General features: G+C 39.2%; 16 protein-coding genes, 1 other RNA gene and 1 pseudogene. 16 read left to right on the forward strand and 2 right to left on the reverse strand.

What is annotated here, in order from left to right:
• The first annotated feature begins 48 nt into the window (after nucleotides 1-48).
• Nucleotides 49-951: a DMT family transporter gene (locus FW757_RS01145; RefSeq protein WP_145237168.1), complete on the forward strand. Its 903-nt coding sequence runs from the start codon at nucleotides 49-51 to the stop codon at nucleotides 949-951.
• 40 nt (nucleotides 952-991) lie between these two features.
• Here the strand turns inward: FW757_RS01145 and FW757_RS01150 are convergent, their stop codons facing one another.
• Nucleotides 992-1,870: a flagellar protein MotY gene (locus tag FW757_RS01150; protein ID WP_145237165.1), complete on the reverse strand. Its 879-nt coding sequence runs from the start codon at nucleotides 1,868-1,870 to the stop codon at nucleotides 992-994.
• 217 nt (nucleotides 1,871-2,087) lie between these two features.
• Between FW757_RS01150 and rnt the strand changes: the two genes are divergently transcribed.
• Nucleotides 2,088-2,783, forward strand: a complete 696-nt coding sequence (gene rnt / locus FW757_RS01155; protein WP_446440759.1) for a ribonuclease T — start codon at nucleotides 2,088-2,090, stop codon at nucleotides 2,781-2,783.
• On the opposite strand, the pseudogene FW757_RS01160 reads toward rnt, so the two are convergent.
• Nucleotides 2,767-4,393, reverse strand: a pseudogene (locus FW757_RS01160) (DUF342 domain-containing protein). The gene rnt and the pseudogene FW757_RS01160 overlap by 17 nt on opposite strands.
• 305 nt (nucleotides 4,394-4,698) lie before the next feature.
• Here FW757_RS01160 and ssrA point away from each other — a divergent pair.
• The 14 genes from ssrA (at nucleotide 4,699) to darT (ending at nucleotide 19,994) form a co-directional block, all read left to right on the forward strand.
• Nucleotides 4,699-5,055, forward strand: a transfer-messenger RNA (tmRNA) gene (ssrA, locus tag FW757_RS01165).
• 219 nt (nucleotides 5,056-5,274) lie between these two features.
• Nucleotides 5,275-6,468, forward strand: coding sequence for an integrase domain-containing protein (locus tag FW757_RS01170; protein WP_446440760.1), 1,194 nt, complete (start codon nucleotides 5,275-5,277; stop codon nucleotides 6,466-6,468).
• Between the two features lie 392 nt (nucleotides 6,469-6,860).
• Nucleotides 6,861-7,073, forward strand: a complete 213-nt coding sequence (locus FW757_RS01175) for a helix-turn-helix transcriptional regulator (protein ID WP_446440761.1) — start codon at nucleotides 6,861-6,863, stop codon at nucleotides 7,071-7,073.
• Complete coding sequence (locus FW757_RS01180; RefSeq protein ID WP_446440762.1) at nucleotides 7,066-8,112, forward strand: replication initiation factor domain-containing protein; 1,047 nt, start codon at nucleotides 7,066-7,068, stop codon at nucleotides 8,110-8,112. The genes FW757_RS01175 and FW757_RS01180 overlap by 8 nt, the downstream gene beginning before the upstream one ends.
• A gap of 702 nt (nucleotides 8,113-8,814) precedes the next feature.
• A complete protein-coding gene (locus tag FW757_RS01185) occupies nucleotides 8,815-8,994 on the forward strand; it encodes an AlpA family transcriptional regulator (RefSeq protein ID WP_446440763.1) in 180 nt (59 codons plus the stop codon).
• A 179-nt stretch (nucleotides 8,995-9,173) separates the two neighbouring features.
• Complete coding sequence (gene mads1, locus FW757_RS01190) at nucleotides 9,174-9,350, forward strand: methylation-associated defense system helix-turn-helix domain-containing protein MAD1 (protein ID WP_033103556.1); 177 nt, start codon at nucleotides 9,174-9,176, stop codon at nucleotides 9,348-9,350.
• Nucleotides 9,347-10,285 carry a restriction endonuclease gene (locus FW757_RS01195; RefSeq protein WP_446440764.1) on the forward strand — a complete coding sequence of 313 codons (939 nt, stop codon included), beginning with the start codon at nucleotides 9,347-9,349 and terminating at the stop codon, nucleotides 10,283-10,285. Before mads1 ends, FW757_RS01195 begins: the two co-directional genes overlap by 4 nt.
• Before the next feature lie 51 nt (nucleotides 10,286-10,336).
• Complete coding sequence (locus tag FW757_RS01200; protein ID WP_446440765.1) at nucleotides 10,337-12,955, forward strand: type I restriction-modification system subunit M; 2,619 nt, start codon at nucleotides 10,337-10,339, stop codon at nucleotides 12,953-12,955.
• Complete coding sequence (locus FW757_RS01205) at nucleotides 12,956-14,173, forward strand: restriction endonuclease subunit S (RefSeq protein ID WP_446440766.1); 1,218 nt, start codon at nucleotides 12,956-12,958, stop codon at nucleotides 14,171-14,173. It abuts the gene before it with no gap.
• Between the two features lie 12 nt (nucleotides 14,174-14,185).
• Nucleotides 14,186-17,338, forward strand: a complete 3,153-nt coding sequence (locus tag FW757_RS01210) for a type I restriction endonuclease subunit R, EcoR124 family (RefSeq protein ID WP_446440767.1) — start codon at nucleotides 14,186-14,188, stop codon at nucleotides 17,336-17,338.
• A gap of 36 nt (nucleotides 17,339-17,374) precedes the next feature.
• Nucleotides 17,375-17,920, forward strand: a complete 546-nt coding sequence (locus tag FW757_RS01215; RefSeq protein WP_446440768.1) for a hypothetical protein — start codon at nucleotides 17,375-17,377, stop codon at nucleotides 17,918-17,920.
• 3 nt (nucleotides 17,921-17,923) lie between these two features.
• Nucleotides 17,924-18,754 carry an ATP F0F1 synthase synthase gene (locus tag FW757_RS01220; protein WP_446440769.1) on the forward strand — a complete coding sequence of 277 codons (831 nt, stop codon included), beginning with the start codon at nucleotides 17,924-17,926 and terminating at the stop codon, nucleotides 18,752-18,754.
• Between the two features lie 41 nt (nucleotides 18,755-18,795).
• Nucleotides 18,796-19,389, forward strand: coding sequence for a DarT ssDNA thymidine ADP-ribosyltransferase family protein (locus FW757_RS01225; protein WP_446440770.1), 594 nt, complete (start codon nucleotides 18,796-18,798; stop codon nucleotides 19,387-19,389).
• Entirely contained in the window at nucleotides 19,386-19,994 is a 609-nt protein-coding gene (gene darT, locus FW757_RS01230) for a type II toxin-antitoxin system toxin DNA ADP-ribosyl transferase DarT (protein ID WP_446440771.1), read from the forward strand. Before FW757_RS01225 ends, darT begins: the two co-directional genes overlap by 4 nt.

The raw sequence follows: 19,994 nt of genomic DNA on the forward strand, positions 1-19,994 counted from the left end.
GTATCTCCTTCCTCTTTGTTATCGCCACTTTGCTAAAAGGATCCGCTTGTGAGCGTTAAAGCATCATATTTTTTAATGGTCTTAATTTGGTCAACAACGCCTTTGGGAATTGTTTGGAGCAGTGAGTCTGTTACACCAACGCTCGCGGTATTGTTACGGATGTCGATAGGATTAGTGCTGGCTGCATTAGTTGTGGCGATTGCTAATATTCGTGTCCCTTGGCACCGTCGTGCGTGTTTTTTGTATGGTTATTCGAGTATCGGCATATATGGTGGCATGCTGTTGAGTTATATGGCAGCTAAAACAGTTCCATCAGGGCTGATATCATTAATGTTTGGTCTGGCACCAATTTTATCTGGTTTATTAGCACAGCGATTACTCAACGAGCCAAAATTCAGCGTTGTTAAACTAATTGCGTTAGCATTTGCGCTATTGGGGTTATTTTTGGTAAGTGAAAAACACATGCAAGGCTCATTGATGCAAATGCAGGGTTTAGCTTACGTATTTATGGCTGTGTGCTTTTTTAGTTTAAGTGGGGTGATGATCAAGCGAATAAAAATTGCTATTCATCCAATGGCGACCACATTTGGTGCATTAGTATTTGTTACGCCCTTATTTTTTATTACTTGGTGGTTGTTCGATGGTGAGCTCAATACGAGTACGTGGACAGTAAAATCACTGTGGTCAATTGTGTATTTGGGCGTGTTTGGCTCATTGGTTGGTTCGCTTGCTTATTTTCATGTGTTACAAAAATTACCAGCTAGTACCGTGGCGCTAACCACCTTGATCACACCAAGCTTTGCGATTGGCTTAGGGGGCTGGTTAAATAATGAAGCAATTGATCAACAATTACTTATTGGCGCTGCCATCATATTACTGAGCTTAGCGGTGTTTCAGTTTGGTGATGGTTGGTTGAAAAAAAGAGCCACGTTTAAAAAGCTTAACCCTTAACAACAGTCGTCATGTAGCTAAAAGGCATTACTTCTTTTAGCTACATTTTCTCAATTTGTATCACTAAGCGGCGGTTTTTATCGCGGCCCAAAATATTATCGTTAGTCGCTACGTGACGTTTTTCACCAAAGCCTTGCGTTTCAACTTTAGTTTCATCAATTCCTAGGCTCACCATATATTCTTTGATCGCTTGAGCTCGTTTTTTAGACAGCTCTAAGTTGTTCCAACGACCACCGTAGCTATCTGTGTATGAGTCAATCGAAATAGCCGCAATCGTCGTATCGTACTTTAAATACTCAGCAATTTTATCTAAACGTTGTTTTGATGATTTAGTAAGTTTACTGGTATTTGGTTGATAATTCATAATCGTGAAGGAAATATCTTCAAAGCTGTATGGCAGTAATTCATCGCGGCATTGTAAAAATGCCCAATAGGCTTGTTTAAAATTAATGTTCGATAAGCCAACGGCAATTTTATCGGCACTATTTTGCCAGTCTTGGTAATAAAAAGTAGGTTGGTAGCCTTTTTCAAGCTCGGTCAACATTTCCCATGCCGTTTTGTTACCCAGTTCGCCGTCAAATTTTCGTAGTAATTTCATGTCAGCAATATCACGTGCTGGTAAACCTGCTCGCCAGATTGGCGGGACTGCTTTTAAACCAGCAATACTGTAATTGTCAGGACGGACAACCATATCCAAGTTAAATAGCAGGTCTTTATTTTTGCTCGCGGTAGCGCTGAAAATAGCTTCGCCATAATATGGAACTTCATGATTTAATTGGCATTGTAAGCGAGTTGTTTTTACAACTTCCCATTGTGAGTTATCTGCCGTGGCTGTGTACTGGCGCATTGCAGCGCTGGCCGTATCTGAAAGGCATGCAGTTGCAATGCTTAGACTGATAAACAGCATTGAAAGCTTCATTACGGGATCTCCAACAATTTATTACGCCAATATCTTGGCAAAAGCTGCATTTACAGAGGCTAACAGCCATCAAGGTGTCGTTAGCTAGCTCTAGTTCTAGTTAAGTAAAGCAAGTTATATGCCTAAATGTAAGTGTTAATTTAATCTGTAAAGCGCTAGCCTAGCCACTATGATTTTTGACATAATAGCCAGCTTACTCTGGCAAACCAAGAATACTATGGCAAATACTGAACAAACTCTTTTCGCAAAACGCTTTCGTGGCTTTTTCCCGGTGGTTATTGATGTTGAAACTGCAGGCTTTAATAAAGTAACCGATGCACTGTTAGAAATTGCGGTGTCAGTATTAAAAATGGATGATGAAGGCCTACTCAGTATTGATCATACTGTGCATTTTCATGTTGAGCCATTTGAAGGCGCAAACATTGAACAAGCCGCTATTGATTTTAATGGTATTGATCCTTTCTCGCCATTACGTGGTGCAGTATCTGAAGAGGAAGCGATCAAAGAAATTTGTAAAGTGGTACGTAAAGCTCAAAAAGCTGCGGGTTGTCAACGTTCAGTCATAGTGGCTCATAATGCGGCGTTCGACCATGGTTTTTTAAATGCAGCAATAGAACGTAATAATATTAAGCGTACGCCATTTCATCCGTTTGTTAGTTTTGACACAACCTCATTAGCGGGTTTGGCACTTGGTCAAACGGTACTTGCTAAAGCATGTCGTGCAGCTGGCATTGAATTTGACAACAAACAGGCTCATTCAGCATTATATGACACCGAACGTACGGCAGAGCTATATTGTTTGATAGTTAATCGTTGGCAACAGCTGGGTGGCTGGCCTTTAGCTGAAGAACTGCCAGAAGATGCAGAGCAAGCTGGTGACAACGAAGACTCAGCCGTTAAAACGACTGAGTAATTTTACCTTCGCTCATTTTAACTAAGTGGGGCGGATAAATACGCGAAAAGTGTTTTGAATCTTTTGCGATTTTTAGCTCCACACCGGGATGCATTAACTCATTAATTTTTAAACGGCTAGTAGCTAAAAGCTGTGCTATTTTTTGTTTTACTAGATGTTTTTTACGTTTGGTGTTGGCAATACGAATATTAATTTGTTGCTCGCTGGCACTAATTTTGTCTAAAAATAATTGTCGTTTTGCTGGTGCTGGAATTTTAACTGCTTTTTTACGTGCTTGCTTTAATGCTGCGGATTTAGTGGCTAACAGTTTTTCAAAATCGGCAATTTGCAATTGTTTTTGTCTCAAGTCATGCCAATACTGCGCGATGAAAACTCGCGTTTTTGTGCCCGATGGGGCACCTAGCTCTCCGGTTTCAATTCGCATGGCATCTAAAATATTGCCGCCAATAATTTTACCGCGCGGATTATTTGCTTTACCAACGCGGATCAACCGCCGAGCACTCAAGTCACAATGTAATGCTTGTCGTTCAATAAAGAGATCGTGTTCGCTATGAATATGGCAATACTGGGCATAGCCAATTGAAATAGTCCGAGCGGCTTTAATTTTGCAAGTAAACGCTTCGTCATTTTCACGCTTACGACCAATTGCACCGAGCATAATTGTAACCGCACTGGCACTTTCGATCTGGCCTGATTCAACAAATCCTAATACCGTGATATCACCACTGGCACGCACGTGCATACCATCTTTTATATCGCCACTGATAATTACGCTGCCGTCAAAATCAACATGACCGGTGCCAATATCAACATTATCAAAACACAACACGTCATCAACGCGCATGCCACGAGGGAGGGCGACAGGCACACCTTTACAATCTGCAATCAGTACATTGGGATTAGTTGGATCGAGTTTAGTGCCTTCAAATGGTTGTAATGGTAGATCTTTACCAGGTATGGCGGGCAGCACATCACCAAATACCGTATAACCATCTTCCCCAGGAGTTGCAGCAACACGCTGCATTAGAGGAGTGCCCGGTTTTACAGTGATGATCGCGCCTAAATTGCGCATATCGACCTTACCACCTTCTTTTGCTTGTGGGCTCAATACACGATCTTGTGCTGTAGCGCACAAACGTACAAATTTAGCGTCGCTGCCTTCTTTTGGTCTACGACCATGAGCAACAATCGCTCTATAGGAAACACCCGCAGGCTTGTCAAATTGCTGACCTAAAAAATTGTCCAATGCACGGGAACTAACTCCTTGCAAAACACCGGCATCAACCAATGCTGCACGGGCTATTTTCAATAGACATCAGCGCTCCACCTTTAGCTGTGGTAAGGCAGGCTTCTGCAACCATGTTTTTTTCATCAACGTGAATTAACATCGATGCATCAAGAGCACGCGCAATGATCAAAGAGTCAGCTTGATAGTCTTTAGTTGGCGAGAAGAGTTTACCAATATTAGCACTTATTATCTCAAATTCAGCAAATTGGGACTGCTCAATCAACTCAATGAGTTGCGAGCTTGTCACTGGAAAACCACTATTTTTAGGGTGATCAAGCAGTGACACAAAACCCGTAGTAGAGTCATGTGTAAACAACGACATTTATAGATTTCCTATGTAATATGCCTGTTCTTATTATTTTGGATGTAGATGTTTTTTATTTATATGCCGCTCGGCTAAAACCCATAGTCAGGCATTTTCAAAGTAGCAGACCATTTGAACATAACTTTCAAATATTGTTAAGTAAATGTTAATGCTTTGCTTGTTCTAGGAGAGAATAGTAACATTTTGTTGCGTGTTTAATCCGCAACTACATAGCAATATAAAATAAAGCATAAAAGGGCCTTGAGTATCAGCGCGTTACTCGGTTATACTGGCTGCACGCTCTGAATGAGTTTACTAATTCAGGGGCTGATTAGGATTCGACGGAATTCAAGAAGCCCAAGGTGCATGTCGAGGTGCGGTTTGCCTCGTTAAAAAGCCGCAACTTAAAGTAATCGCAAACGACGATAACTACTCTCTAGCAGCTTAGGCTAGCTAGCGCTCCTTCCATGTATTCTTGTGGACTGGATTTTGGAGTGTCACCCTAACACCTGATCGCGACGGAAACCCTGGCCGGGGTTGAAGCGCTAAAACTAAGCGGCCTCGCCTTTACTTACCGTGTTTGTCCGGGACTTAAAGGTTAATTAAATGACAATACTAAACATGTAGTACCGACGGTCGAGGCTTTTCGGACGGGGGTTCAAATCCCCCCAGCTCCACCAATATAGTGTTCGGCAAGTGCCGAATACGTTCAAAAAGCCCTTAACTTTTAATGAGTTAAGGGCTTTTTTGTTTCTAAATGGTTCGAAGATGTATGGTACTATTCGGAACACTAAGTACCATTGCAAGTACCATAAACCGCTGAGAATAAACTTGTGGTACCAAAAAGCATTTTTACTATAAATTTCAGTTGATTGTAGCTAAGTTTAAGAAGGTAACTAATGGCAAAATTGATCAAACCTCTCAGCGACACCCAATTAAAGCGCGCAAAGGCAAAAGATAAGGATTATGAACTTGCAGATGGCAATGGTCTTTATTTAAGAATACGCGTCTCAGGTAATAAATCTTGGATATTCCGTTACTATCGTCCTTACACTAAAAAGCGTAATAATATGGTACTGGGCGCATATCCTACAATCACACTTCAAGAAGCTAGAGTATTAAGAGAGCAAGCACGTGCGCTCCTTGCAAAAAGCATTGATCCGAAAGAGCAGGCCGAGCAAGAAAAAACCGATGTACTTAACGAAACTCAAAATACATTTAAATATGTTTCTGAGCAATGGTTCGATGTAAAGCGTGCATCAGTCAGTGAAGGCTATGCTGAAGATATTTGGCGTTCGTTTGAAAATCACTTATTTCCGCAATTAGCAAACAGACCTATTAATACATTAACAGCGCCCATGGTCATTGCTGTTATGAAGCCACTAGCATCAAAAGGTGTGCTTGAACAAATTAGACGATTAAGCCAACGAGTAAATGAAGTCATGACTTATGCTGTTAACGTGGGCTTGATCCAATCAAACCCGTTGGCAGGTATTCGCAGTGCATTTCAATCACCAAAGCGAACTCACATGAGTACGATTGAGCCAGAAAGATTGCCAGAATTAATGGCAATGCTAAATCGTGCAAGTATAAAATACACAACACGCTGTTTGATTGAATGGCAGTTACACACAATGTGCCGACCAATGGAAGCCGCAGCTGCTAAGTGGTCTGAAATCAATTTTGATGACGGGTTATGGATAATCCCTGCCGAGCGGATGAAAATGCGAAAAGAGCACAAAGTACCTTTGACTAAACAAACGCTTCATTTACTAGAATTAATGAAACCAGTTAGCGGCCACAGAGAATATATTTTTCCTGCTGATAGAAACCCACGAAGTCATACAAATGCGCAAACAGCTAATGCGGCAATAAAAAGGATGGGGCTTGAAGGTGCGCTGGTGGCCCATGGTATGCGTGCGCTTGCTAGCACCATTTTAAATGAGCAAGGGTTTGATCCAGACTTAATAGAAACTGCTTTAGCACACATAGAAAAAAACGAAGTCAGACGCGCTTATAACCGTGCACAGTATATCGACCGCAGACGAGAAATGATGGACTGGTGGAGCGAACACATAGCAAAAGCGAGTTAATAATTAGCTCAGATGGAACAAATCTGAACGAGTAAAACCCCTTAAATCATGCCATATTATCAAGGCTATCTTTTGACAAAAAAGAGGCCTTGAACATCCTACTTATACCTCATTATTATCAATAGTAATTGTTTAGCCTACGTTTAAATAAACCTCCATGTAAATCCACGGTTTGTATTAGTTACTCCATTTATTATTATTAGTTATTTAAAATCAATTGCTTGCTGTTGTTTTTTATGCCGCAGAAGTAGTTTTTCGATTTGTTCAATTTAAAAAAAGTCTGAGCCTAGCAGCTAGGCTCGATTCTCAGACTTTTAATTTTTCTATTTAATAGCTCTCGAACTGATGCGATCACACTCGATCGAATCGAAATAAAAAATAGAGAAATTGACATGAATAAAAATCATAGCGAACAGCAAACACCAAGTATTGACCGTTTTGTTAGAGAAAAAGAATGCCAGCATATTACAGGGCTATCACGTACATCACGTTATGAGATGGAGCAGGCGGGTACGTTTCCAAAGCGAATTCAATTAAATAAAAGAACGACAGCATGGCGATTATCCGACCTCTTAAACTGGATGGAGGCATGCATTAATGGATAATAAGATCATAAAAGGGGCATTAACACCGACAGATAATACTAATAAAGTAAGTAAAAACAATACACTTACAGGGGCTCATAAAGAGTCATTAATAAAGACAGATTGTCTTTTTTTAGTAAACAATAATATTAAAACACGAATTGATTATGTAACTATTAATTTAGTGCTTGTTCGTAAGGAGCAATTCGATGATGTTATGCAAAAGCTTAAAGACTGGCTAAAGTCACTATTGATTAAAATCAGTCAGTTTAAGCCTAAGCTAAAACACTTTGATGATGGACAATTACTCCACAGTTATGATGTGGTTAAACAAAATTGCGGTGCAATTAAATGGCCTAACAATAAAATGAGTATTCGATTAGAGCTAACAGGTTTTGCATGTGAGTTAATCAATTTAGATGACCGCTATTTTTTTCCGCTATTACAACTCGAGCAATTTGCTAAGTTGGACATTAGGCGAATTGATTTAGCGCTCGATGATTTAAGCGGTAAATACAACATACGTCATGTTCAAAAGTCGTTTAGTAAAGGTGACTACTCGCCTAAGTCCGGTACTGCACCGACTCGAAGGGATCTTAAATCAAACGAGGGGAGAACAATTTACATAGGTGCCAATAGCTCTCATAAAAAGATGGCAATTTATGAAAAGGGTAAGCAACTCAAACTACCTGAAGATGAACCTTTTTATAAAGGTTGGACGCGTCACGAATTACGTTTGCAAGGTAAGCGGACTCAACCGATACCGCTTGATATATTTACAGTACCAGACAGCTATTTTGTTGCAGCATACCCAAAGGCATATAGCCGCATGCTCAAGAGTGTTGAGCCAAGAGCGATTGTTCGAGAAGTAAAAGCACGTTGTAAAGTAACGCTTGATAAGCGGCTTTCACACTTACGTAACCAGTATGGGCCTACAATTATTCTTGCAAATCAAACAATGACAGAGACGGAAATTATAAGGTCCGTTGCTCGATGTAGTAAAAGTAATCAACCATCGTTACCAATTGCACTACTTCAAGAATCAAAGGCTGTTTTTTAGCCGTTTTTTCTGCTGATAAATGTTAGATCCTCGTTAGATTGGCGCTTTGTTCATACCTGTTAGAGCCCTTGTGTATAAAGGGCTCAGAGGTGATTTATGACAATCTTATAGATAGAGTTTGCCATTTTTGTATATTTAAGGTGTTTTAAGGGGCAAATTTCAGCACGTATAAGACCATTATTAATAGGATTTGGTACGCTAAAACTAGTAATTCACTCCGCGTTTAAAATGAATCCGTTTGGCGTGTTTATTCACTATGTAGGTTTAACTATTTGAATAATATAATTTTAAATTATTCATTGAGTGAATAATTAGCTAATTAAAATGACAAATTTTTTGTCATTTGGCAAAGTTTGTCATAACGACCAATGTTGTTAAATCATCGAAATAGCCGCTGGCACGCAAAGACTGGGCTAGTGTATTTAGCCTACTGCTTGATGAAACGGTGCAACTAGTACATTTACCATAAAAGACAAGTTACTATAGTGATAGCAAAAGCTATTGTTTTACTTACTATTTTCATGACTTGCATTATCGGCTCATCATTTATTCGTTGTTTAAATTCATATAACGACATTTGACCTTGCATTTTTAATTTCTCTTAATTGGTGCAATCTATTGATATATTTATTTTTTATTTGAAGGGCATCAAAATACTGATTCCGGAAAGGTTATGTACTAATAACTAATCGGAGAAATTTCATGCGTTTAATCAAATTAAAAGAAGTTATACAAAAAACATCACTTGGCCACTCAAGTATCTATAAATTTATTTCTGAAGGGACATTCCGGAAGCAAGTATCGTTAGGTGCAAAATCTGTAGCCTGGCTTGAGTCAGAAGTTGATGATTGGATAATAGAAAGAATAGGGGAAAGAGGGTAACTAGACCTAAAATCGTCTTATAAGCTCTATATAAAAGAAATAACGTTCAGCTCGGGCTTAATAACCGAGCTTCTATGCCGCAGTAGCAAAAAGCGATAATAAAAGTGTTTTACAGCATTAAATTGACCATTCCGCAATTTTCTCATACTCTACTTTTGTTCACAGTTAGAGATAAATCAATGAGTGACGAAATACTAACGATCCAAGAGCTTGCGGTTTACTTAAAGCTTAATGAAAAAACAGCTTATCGCTTAGCTGGCGAGGGCAAGCTGCCAGGCTTTAAAGTCGGTGGTTCATGGCGATTTAAGCGTGAAGATATAGAAGCCTGGATAGAAAAACAAAAGGATAACGGATGATCCCAAATTACCAAGAGTTTATGCGGCCCTTTCTTCAAATCGCGTATAAAGCTCATCACGATGGGCAAGTTAATGAAGTAAAATTACGTGATGTTATTAATCAGCTCGCTGAGCAGTTTAATTTAACCGATGAAGAGCGCACCGAAACACTACCTAGTGGTAAGCAATCTGTATTAGATAACCGTGTTGGCTGGGCCCGAACCTACTTAACAAAGGCAGGCTTGCTTGACGTTACACGCAGAGCGCATTTTGTAATAACGCCTCGCGGTATTGAAGCATTAAAAGATAATGTAGATATAAATAACGAGTACTTAAAGCGCTTTGATGAGTTTGTTGCTTTTAAGCAAAAAAATAACGAGCCCTCCGAAACGCAAAGTACTATCGAAAGAGCTACAAATGAGCCTGAAAGTAATATTACGCCAGATGAAGCACTCCGCTCAGCGTATCGTAAAATAAACGATGCTCTAGCCGAAGAAATTATTGAGCGCACACGTAAGGTAACACCAGCCTTTTTTGAAAACCTACTAATCGAATTACTGCTAGCTATGGGTTACGGTGGCACCGGCGAAGGCGCAGCACATGCACTAGGCAAATCAGGAGATAACGGCATAGATGGCGTTATTAACCAAGACCCGCTAGGCGTGGATCAAATCTACATTCAGGCTAAACGATACGCACAAGGTAATAATGTTGGATCAGGCGATATACGAGACTTTTTTGGCGCTCTCAACCTTAAAAAAGCGCAAAAAGGAATCTTTATTACCACCTCAGACTTTACCCCATCAGCCATGCAAACAGCCAAAGACCTAGGTATGCGTATAGTCCTCATAAATGGTAAAGAATTAGCAAAGCTCATGCTGCGTTACAATATTGGCAGCAGAGACGAGCAGGTATTACACCTGAAAAAAATAGACGAAGAATTTTTCGAAGCGTAAGCAACATTCTTTGTTTACGTTTTACTTAAGTATTAGGAAATAGTTTTATTTATGAATAAGCAACAACTAGCAGCCAAAATTTGGGAATCAGCCAACCAAATGCGTTCGAAAATTGAAGCGAACGACTACAAAGACTTTATTTTAGGCTTTATATTTTATAAGTATGTGAGTGATCAATTGGTTAGCTTTGTTAAAGAGCAAGGCATGACCGAAGATGAAATTAAAGCCCTTGGCGAAGACGACCCTGAAACCCTAGAATATGTGCAAAGCAACCTAGGTTACTTTATATCTTACAATAATCTGTTTTCTACTTGGGTTGATCCAAAATCAGACTTTGATGAATCTAACGTGCGCGATGCACTTTCTGCTTTTAGCCGTCTTATTCACCCTAATCATAAAAAACTATTTGAGGGTATTTTCACCACACTAGAAACAGGCTTAAGCAAGCTAGGTGAAAGTGCGCCTAAACGAACTAAAGCGATAAGTGATTTACTACACCTAATTAAAAGCATCCCTATGGGCGGTAATGTTGGTTACGATGTGCTGGGTTACATATACGAATACTTAATTGAAAAGTTTGCCGCCAATGCAGGTAAAAAAGCCGGTGAGTTTTATACACCTCACGAAGTGTCACTACTCATGTCAGAAATCACAGCGCATGAACTAAAACATAAAGATAAAATTGAAATTTACGATCCAACCAGTGGCTCAGGCTCATTACTAATAAACATTGGTAGCTCAGTTGCAAAATATGCAAAAAGTAAAGACGATATTAAATACTACGCCCAAGAGCTAAAAGAGAGCACCTACAACTTAACCCGTATGAATCTGATTATGCGCGGTATTTTACCCGACAACATCACTACCCGTAATGGCGATACCTTAGAAGACGACTGGCCATACTTTGATGAAAGCGATCCGCTTGCTACATACAACCCTTTATACGTAGATGCAGTTGTATCAAACCCGCCTTACTCACAAAGTTGGGACCCAAGCTTTAAAGACAGCGACCCTCGCTATTCGCGTTTTGGCCTTGCACCTAAAACCAAAGCCGACTTTGCTTTTTTACTACACGATCTTTATCACTTAAAGCCCGATGGCATTATGACTATTGTACTGCCACACGGTGTTTTATTCCGTGGTGGCGAAGAAGGTAAAATACGTAAACAACTGATCGAAAATAACCATATTGACACCATTATCGGTTTACCGGCTAACATCTTTTTTGGTACAGGCATTCCAACCGTTATTATTGTGCTTAAACAAAAGCGACAAAATACCGATGTGCTAGTAGTTGATGCCTCTAAACACTTTATTAAAGAAGGTAAAAACAACAAGCTACAAGCAAGTGATATAAAACGAGTGACTGATGCGGTTATTAACCGTGAAAATATCGATAAGTTTTCAAAGGCAGTGAGCAAGCAAACCCTTCGCAAAAACGGGTATAACTTAAATATACCGCGTTATGTAGATTCTTCAGTTGCCGCTGAGTGTTGGGACCTGCACGCTACTATGCTTGGTGGTATTCCTAACAATGAAATTGCCGAGCTGCAAACTTATTGGCAAGCCTTTCCGCAACTGCACTCAGCATTGTTTACGCCTAAGTCAGCCGCTTATAGTGAGCTTACAGTTGCCAAAGAAGATGTGAACGCCACCATTAGCGACCACCCACAAGTGCGTGAATTTATCACTACCTATAATCAAGCATTTAATGGTTACGATGACTATTTACACACCACACTTATTAAAAAGTGGGAAACGGTTAATCTCAATCAAATAGAGGCTTCACTCAGTGAAGAGCTTTTTAAGCGCTTGGCGCCTATTAAACTTATTGATAAATACCTAGCCTATCAACACCAAAATAACCAATGGCAAACTATTAGTGCCGATTTAGAAATGATGCAGACCGAAGGCTTTGCTGCTGCTAAACAGGTAGTTGCTAATATGGTTATCAAAAAACAAAATAGCAAAGAAGTTGAGGTGCAAGATGCTAATACGCCTTGGAAAGGTCATATACTGCCGTTTGATTTAGTGCAGCAAACGCACCTAAGTGACGAATTGCAATCCTTGGTAGATCAAGAAACCCGCCTTGCAGAAATTTCAAGCCAGCTTGAAGAAGTTTTAGAAAGCTTAAGTGAAGAAGATAAAGAGCAGAGTACAGTAAAAGAAGACAAAGACGGTTTTGTAAATGCAGAAGTGGGCAAAGCGGCTAAAGCCTTCCTAAAAGAGCAAAAAGACCGCAAAGTTAAATTTTTAACTGAGAGCGCTGACCCTGAAAAAAGTTATAAAGCGAAAATTATTAACGCTAACCAACTTATTGACGAAGAAAAAGCGCTTAAAAAAGTAGTTAAAGAAGCCGCTATTGCACTGCACCTTTTAACTAAGACAACAATTGAGAGTTTATCTAACGAGAAGGTAATTGAACTGCTGCGCCTCAAATGGATTACTCCATTAAGTAATAAGCTCGCGGCGATGCCAAGCGCAGTTATTACCCAGCTCACCAGCCAAGTGCAAGCTCTAGCCAATAAATATGCGGTTACTTATTCGCAAGTGGCAAGTGAGATAAAAACTACTGAGCAAGAATTGGCGAAAATGATGGTCGAACTTACCGGTAACGAGTTTGATCAGCAAGGCTTAGCAGAACTCACAAACTTGTTGAAGGGTGAATAAATGAGAGTAGAAAAGAAAGTGCCTGAGATTCGTTTCAATTGCTTTAGTGATGAGTGGCTAAGTTTCAACCTGGATCAAATTACCGATGTATATGATGGAACACATCAAACGCCAGCGTATACAAAAAGTGGAGTAATGTTTCTTTCTGCTGAGAATATAAAGACATTAAATTCACAAAAATTTATTTCAGAAAAAGCTTTCAATGAAGAGTTTAAGGTCTATCCCAAAAAAAACGATGTACTAATGACTCGAATAGGGGATGTAGGCACAGCAAACGTTGTCGAAACTGATGATGACAAAGCGTATTACGTGACACTGGCATTATTGAAGTATAAACAATTGTGCCCCTATTTTTTGAAAAGCTCTATTGCTTCACCATATGTGCAAAGAGACATATGGCTTCGTACTCTCCATATTGCATTCCCCAAAAAAATCAATATGAATGAAATTAAGTTGGTTACCATTAACTGTCCACCAGACAAAAGGGAATCTAATGAAATAGGCAACACTTTCCAAAAGTTAGATAGTCTAATTAACCAACATCAAAAAAAGCATGACAAGCTCAGCAATGTTAAAAAAGCCATGCTGGAAAAGATGTTCCCTAAACGAGGTGAAATGATCCCAGAAATCCGCTTTAAGGGGTTTAATGGGGAGTGGGAAGAGAAAGAGCTGGGTACTGATGTTGCTGACATTATTGGCGGCGGCACTCCTAGCACTTCAATATCTGAATTTTGGAACGGTGATATCGATTGGTATTCGCCTACTGAAATTAGCGACAATGTGTATGCTGAAGGTAGTCAGAAAAAAATTACGCCTCTAGGTCTTAAAAGTTCATCTGCAAAAATACTTCCTGCTGGTAATACGGTTCTATTTACTAGTAGAGCTGGTATAGGTGATATGGCTATTCTTGCCAGACCAGGTGCTACTAATCAGGGATTTCAATCCTTTGTTGTGAAAGAAGGGCTTTCACCTTATTTCATTTATTCCACAGGTAAACAGATTAAAGAGTTTGCACTTAAACATGCGTCAGGCTCGACGTTTTTAGAGATTTCGGGTAAGCAACTTGGGCTCATGAAAATTCTTATACCTTGCGAAAAAGAACAAACCGCTATCGGAAACTATTTTCAAAAACTCGACACCCTAATCAACCAACACCAACAACAAATCACTAAACTCAAAAACATCAAGCAGGCCTGCTTGAGTAAAATGTTTGTATAACAAGGAATGTACATGACTACGTTTAAAACCGAAGCACAATTTGAGCAGGCTTTTATTGAAGTACTTACCCATAAAGGTTGGGAAGCAGAAATATTAAAAAACAAAACCGAGGTTGATTTACTGCAAAACTGGGCGAATATTTTATTTGAGAATAACCGCCAGCAAGACCGCTTAAACGATGTACCACTAACTACAACTGAGATGCAGCAGATTATTGAGCAGATAAAAGAGCTTAAAACTCCGCTAAAGCTGAATGGTTTAATTAATGGTAAAACGGTAGCAATTAAGCGCGACAACCCCGCTCACCCAGAGCGTTTAGGTAAAGAGGTTAGCCTAAAAATATACGACCGCCAAGAAATAGCCGCAGGCCAAAGCCGTTACCAAATAGTACAACAACCAAAATTTGAACGTGGCAGCCCTTTGCGTAACGACAGGCGTGGCGATGTGCTGTTATTAATTAACGGTATGCCCGTTATTCATGTAGAGCTTAAACGCAGTGGTATACCGGTAAGCCAAGCTGTAAATCAAATTGAAAAATACAGTAAAGAAGGCATTTTTAGTGGGCTTTTTTCATTGATTCAAGTGTTTGTAGCCATGCAGCCGAATGAGACCAAATACTTTGCCAATCCAGGCTTAGATGGCAAGTTTAACTCTGACTACCAATTTAACTGGGCCGACTTTATGAATGAGCCCAAAAATTACTGGAAAGATATAGCGTCTGACTTGCTGTCTATCCCTATGGCACACCAACTTATTGGTTTTTATACCGTGGCCGATGATACCGACGGTGTACTTAAGGTAATGCGTAGTTATCAGTATTACGCCGCTAATGCGATATCCGATAAAGTGGCTAAAACTCATTGGAAGCAAATAAACTCGAATACCGAGCGATTAGGGGGTTATATATGGCATACCACAGGCTCAGGTAAAACCATGACCAGCTTTAAGTCAGCACAATTAATCTCGCAATCTAAAGATGCCGACAAAGTTATATTTTTGATGGACAGAATTGAGTTAGGTACTCAATCACTTGCAGAGTACCGTAACTTTGCTGGCGACGGTGAAGACGTGCAAGCAACAGAGAATACTGGCGTATTAATCTCTAAGTTAAAAAGTACTGATCCGGCTGAAACGTTAATAGTTAGCTCTATTCAAAAAATGAGTAATATTTTTGAAGCGGTTGATGATGAAGGCACTGCTACTAATTCTGCCGATATTGAAATAATACAAGCCAAGCGCTTAGTGTTCATTATTGATGAGGCTCATCGCTCAACTTTTGGTGATATGTTGATTACGATTAAGCATACCTTCCCCAGTGCATTGTTTTTTGGTTTTACTGGTACACCCATTCAAGAAGAGAACGAAAAAAGCGGGAATACCACCAGCACCGTCTTTGGTAATGAATTACATCGCTACAGTATTGCTGACGGGATTCGTGACGGCAACGTGCTAGGTTTTGACCCTTATAAAGTGCCCACCTTTAAAGATGGCGACTTAAAAAAAGAGGTGGCTCTAGCCCAAGCCAAAGCTGACTCGGTGGCTGATGCCATGAGCAGCCCCGCGAAAAAGAAAAAGTTTAACCACTTTATGAATGATGTGCCTATGGCAGGAAAAAAAGATGCATCAGGTAAATACCATAAAGGCATTGAAGATTACGTGCCTAAAAGCCAATACTTAACAGATGCCCACCAAGAAGAAGTAGTGAGTGATATTTTAGATAAATGGGATGTGCTAAGTCAGGCTAATAAATTCCATGCCATTTTAGCCACCAACAGTATTGCTGAAGCCATTGACTATTACCGCCGTTTAAAAGCGGCCAAGCCTGAACTTAAAATATCGGCTTTGTTTGACCCAAATATTGATAATGACGGTAGCGGCGATCGTGGGCCCACCTTTAAAGGTGATGGCCTATACGAAATTATGGCAGATTATAATGCACGCTATGGACAAGACTTTGATTTTGCAAAACATGGTAAGTTTAAAAAAGATTTAGCCGCACGTCTTGCTCATAAAAAGCCCTATGAGCGCATACACACAGAACATGAAAAGCAGTTAGATTTACTTATAGTGGTAGATCAAATGCTAACAGGCTTTGATTCTAAGTGGCTCAATACCTTGTATTTAGATAAGGTGATTAAATATCAAAATATTATTCAAGCCTTCTCACGCACTAATCGCTTATTTGGGCCGGATAAACCACACGGGATTATTCGTTATTACCGCTATCCTCACACAATGGAACAGCACATTAACGACGCGGTGAAACTGTATTCTGGTGATCGCCCTATCGGCTTATTTGTTGACCGCTTAGAAAGTAACCTTGAAGCTATGAACACAATAGCGGCAGATATAACAGAGCTATTTGAAAGTGCTGGCGTTGAAAATTTTGAAAAGCTACCTGATGATCTAGAAGCCTGCGCTAAGTTTGCAGATTTATTCAAAATTTTTAACCAGCACTTAGAGGCAGCAAAAGTACAGGGCTTACTCTGGGAAGAGCTTACCCACACTTTTGGTGACAATAATGAGCGTGAGGTGACGCTGGCGATAGATGAGCAAACCTACTTGAGCTTAGTGCTGCGCTATAAAGAACTTGCTGGTTCAGGTGATGGTGGCGGCGCTGGTGGCGGTGAAGTACCTTTTGATATTAGCGGTTACTTAACTGAAATTGACACCGGTAAAATCGATACCGACTATATGAATAGTCGCTTCGATAAATATTTAAAAGAGCTAAATCAGGGCCAGGATAAAGCAAATATTGAGCTTACACTTAACGAACTACACAAGTCGTTTTCATCACTGACTCAAAATGAGCAAAAGTACACTAAATTATTTTTGCATGATTTACAGCGCGGTGATGCTAAGTTAGTCGATGGGCATAGCTTTAGAGATTACATAAACGATTATCAAAACAACGTAGAAAACGCCAAAATTAATGCTTTGGTTGATGCTTTAGGTGTTGATAAAGAGCTTTTAATTGAACTAATGGGCAGTGTAATTAATGAGAAAAACATAAACCAATTTGGTCGATTCGATAACTTAAAAGCGACAGTTGATATAAATAAAGCTAAAGCATTCTTTGAGGATAAAGAGGGTACTACTATCCCTCCTTTCAAGCTAAGAATCAAAGTAGATAAGCATCTACAAGATTTTATTTTAGAAGATTAAGCTTTTAATTTTGCCAACAGAAAAGGATTAGGTTGAATGAATTTATTATTTAGATTGCTACTAACATTTAATGCTACCTCGTTACTGGTGATTATTTTTTTAGTACAAAAAGCTTATACTTTAGGACACTTTTTTGATGATTGTACGTTCCTTGTGGAAATGCATAATATGGTGTCTTATGGGCTTTATTTTACAGTGCCCGTTATTTTTACAGGGGTCAGTATCTATTTAAGTCGATACCTAGGTAAGGATGACTTTAAAACGGGTCAAGTTACAGATATGGAGCACGCAAATAATAGTTTCTTGCCGAGCTATTTAGGCTACTTTTTTGTTGCCTTGAGCATTATGAACTGGGAAACCTTGTTTTTTGTTTATGGCGTTTTATTTGTTTTTACATTTTTATCGCAGGCATTATATTTTAATCCTCTTTTTTTACTGTTTGGGTTTGAGTTTTACAATATAAAAACTAAAAATGGTGGAGCAATCTTTTTGATCAGCAGGCATGAATACAAAACCGCTGATGAAATAGTTATTGAGGAAGCTCATCGAATTAATAATTACACATTTATTGAACGGAGATAGTTGATGGATCACGTACTAGCTAAAATTAAAGGGCACGGTAAAAGGAAAACTTTTAAACTTTTATCAGAAAAAACACTGTTTAATAAATTGTTCGTTACAGACGAGGCCTGTGTTGAATATGCACCTGATCATAATTTAGACGAAGATTCATGGTTTAAAATTGATAACTTTAGTGAGCAACCATATTGCCTTGATATATTGGAAACGGAATTTGATCCTAAGGGCTATGTTGATCTCCCAAAAGATAAATTTAGTAGCATTAATTTGTTGCTAGGTATTCAGGGCGATGATTTTTATTTCCAAAAAATAACACCTTCTCTCTTTGTAACAAAGAAGATGATTGCTTTCGGTGAAGCTGCGGAACTTGAAAGTACTGAAAAGCGTTTAGTTGTTAATCAAGTTGCTGATGCTGTCTACTTCAAAGCGCAGGACAAGTTAGTATTTAAGAGTCTAGCTACAATATCTAGCATCTTTAAAGGTATTGATGAGCTCTACAAAGAAGCAACAAAAGAAGAGGTTGCAAAGTTCTTGGAGGAGGACTTTATTGAGCTTTCTGATGGCTATGATGCGTCTAAAGTAACGAAGCCCAATCGTAAACGAATCGCATTGGCAATGGATACACTGGCGGCACTACCAGTTGAAGAACGAGATCAAATGTACTCGTATATTCATAGTTACTGTGAGCAAAAGCTAACGTTTGATAAAGAAAACAGTAAGTTTGAAATCAACTCTGATGATGAACTGAAATACTTGCTCTACGGTATAGAGCAGCGCTTTTACACCACACCGCTAGGACATGAAAAGCGTTTAGCTAACTCTGTGCAGGCAATGTAGAGCATTAGAGTAATGTATTAAATTAATTTACAAGGCTGTATATGAGTTTTGAAAGGCCAGATATAAGAAACCAAAAACTTATCTATCACATGACAGATATAATTAATCTTGATTCGATATTAAGTGAAGGTATAAAGCCAAGATGCCAGCTTGAAGGTTTTTCTGATGTTGCAGACTCAGAGATACTTGAGAAAAGAAAGCGATTTAAACTTGATGAGAAAGTGCCTTTTCACTTTTTTGTCAATAATCCATTTGATGGTGGAGTCGTTCATGCTAATCCAATGAAGACATTTGTACTCCTTGGCATTTTGAGAACTCACTCTAAAGAACAAAATTGGGAAGTGATACCACGTCACCCATTGGCTAATGAAACGATTTCGTTAATGTCATACGATGAAGGAATGGAAGCTATTGATTGGGTTGAAATGAATAAAAGAGATTATAGTGATGCGAACAGTAAAAGTGTTTGTATGGCTGAATGCCTTGCACCAGGAGTGGTAGATGCTAGCCACATTAATTCAATTTTTGTCAAAACTGATGCTTGTGAAGAAAGAGTTAGTTGGATGGTAAGAAAAAGAGAGTTAGATATATACGTTAATAAGCGGCCTAATATGTTTCCAAGAGTGAATATATGACTGTAAAAGTTTCACACATCACACACATTGACAATCTTGATGGTATTATACAGCAATCATGCTTGTGGTCTGATGCTAAACGCATCGAGTTGGGCTTAGTTAATCAAAATATTGGTTATACCCACATTAAACAACGACGTCTTATACGACCTGTAAATGTCGCCGCAGGTGGAACAATAGGTCAGTATGTTCCATTTAATTTTTGCCCTCGTTCGGTTATGCTATTTGTTATCTATAAAGGACACCAAGATTTCAACGATGGGCAAGAACGAGTGCTACACTTAATTAGTGACGTTGATACGATTCGCTTGAATAACCCACATTGTTTTTTCACTGACATTCATGCTGATTTAGATTATGCCGAACAGATCGATGATTTTACTAGAATGGCAGAGTTAAATATTCAAAAAATTATTAATGAAAGGTATTGGCAAGACTTTAAAGAAGAAAAACAAGCTGAGTTTCTAGCTTTTGAATCGGTACAATGGACCGCCATTGAACAAATTGGTGTTAAGACGCAAGCGATTGCAAATGAAGTTAATGCTTTGCTTCAGAATGCTCAGCATAAGCCAAAGGTTGTTATTCAACCTGAGTGGTATTATTAG

The sequence above is a fragment of the Pseudoalteromonas sp. 1181_04 genome, assembly GCF_052850545.1.

Bases quoted from the DNA above. Each gene is read 5' to 3' on its own strand.
- darT (WP_446440771.1), top strand. From the start codon at position 19,386: ATGACTGTAAAAGTTTCACACATCACACACATTGACAATCTTGATGGT.
- FW757_RS01150 (WP_145237165.1), bottom strand. From the start codon at position 1,870: ATGAAGCTTTCAATGCTGTTTATCAGTCTAAGCATTGCAACTGCATGC.
- FW757_RS01210 (WP_446440767.1), top strand. From the start codon at position 14,186: ATGACTACGTTTAAAACCGAAGCACAATTTGAGCAGGCTTTTATTGAA.
- FW757_RS01215 (WP_446440768.1), top strand. From the start codon at position 17,375: ATGAATTTATTATTTAGATTGCTACTAACATTTAATGCTACCTCGTTA.
- FW757_RS01205 (WP_446440766.1), top strand. From the start codon at position 12,956: ATGAGAGTAGAAAAGAAAGTGCCTGAGATTCGTTTCAATTGCTTTAGT.
- FW757_RS01180 (WP_446440762.1), top strand. From the start codon at position 7,066: ATGGATAATAAGATCATAAAAGGGGCATTAACACCGACAGATAATACT.
- FW757_RS01200 (WP_446440765.1), top strand. From the start codon at position 10,337: ATGAATAAGCAACAACTAGCAGCCAAAATTTGGGAATCAGCCAACCAA.
- FW757_RS01220 (WP_446440769.1), top strand. From the start codon at position 17,924: ATGGATCACGTACTAGCTAAAATTAAAGGGCACGGTAAAAGGAAAACT.
- rnt (WP_446440759.1), top strand. From the start codon at position 2,088: ATGGCAAATACTGAACAAACTCTTTTCGCAAAACGCTTTCGTGGCTTT.
- mads1 (WP_033103556.1), top strand. From the start codon at position 9,174: ATGAGTGACGAAATACTAACGATCCAAGAGCTTGCGGTTTACTTAAAG.
- FW757_RS01175 (WP_446440761.1), top strand. From the start codon at position 6,861: ATGAATAAAAATCATAGCGAACAGCAAACACCAAGTATTGACCGTTTT.
- FW757_RS01170 (WP_446440760.1), top strand. From the start codon at position 5,275: ATGGCAAAATTGATCAAACCTCTCAGCGACACCCAATTAAAGCGCGCA.
- FW757_RS01225 (WP_446440770.1), top strand. From the start codon at position 18,796: ATGAGTTTTGAAAGGCCAGATATAAGAAACCAAAAACTTATCTATCAC.
- FW757_RS01195 (WP_446440764.1), top strand. From the start codon at position 9,347: ATGATCCCAAATTACCAAGAGTTTATGCGGCCCTTTCTTCAAATCGCG.
- FW757_RS01185 (WP_446440763.1), top strand. From the start codon at position 8,815: ATGCGTTTAATCAAATTAAAAGAAGTTATACAAAAAACATCACTTGGC.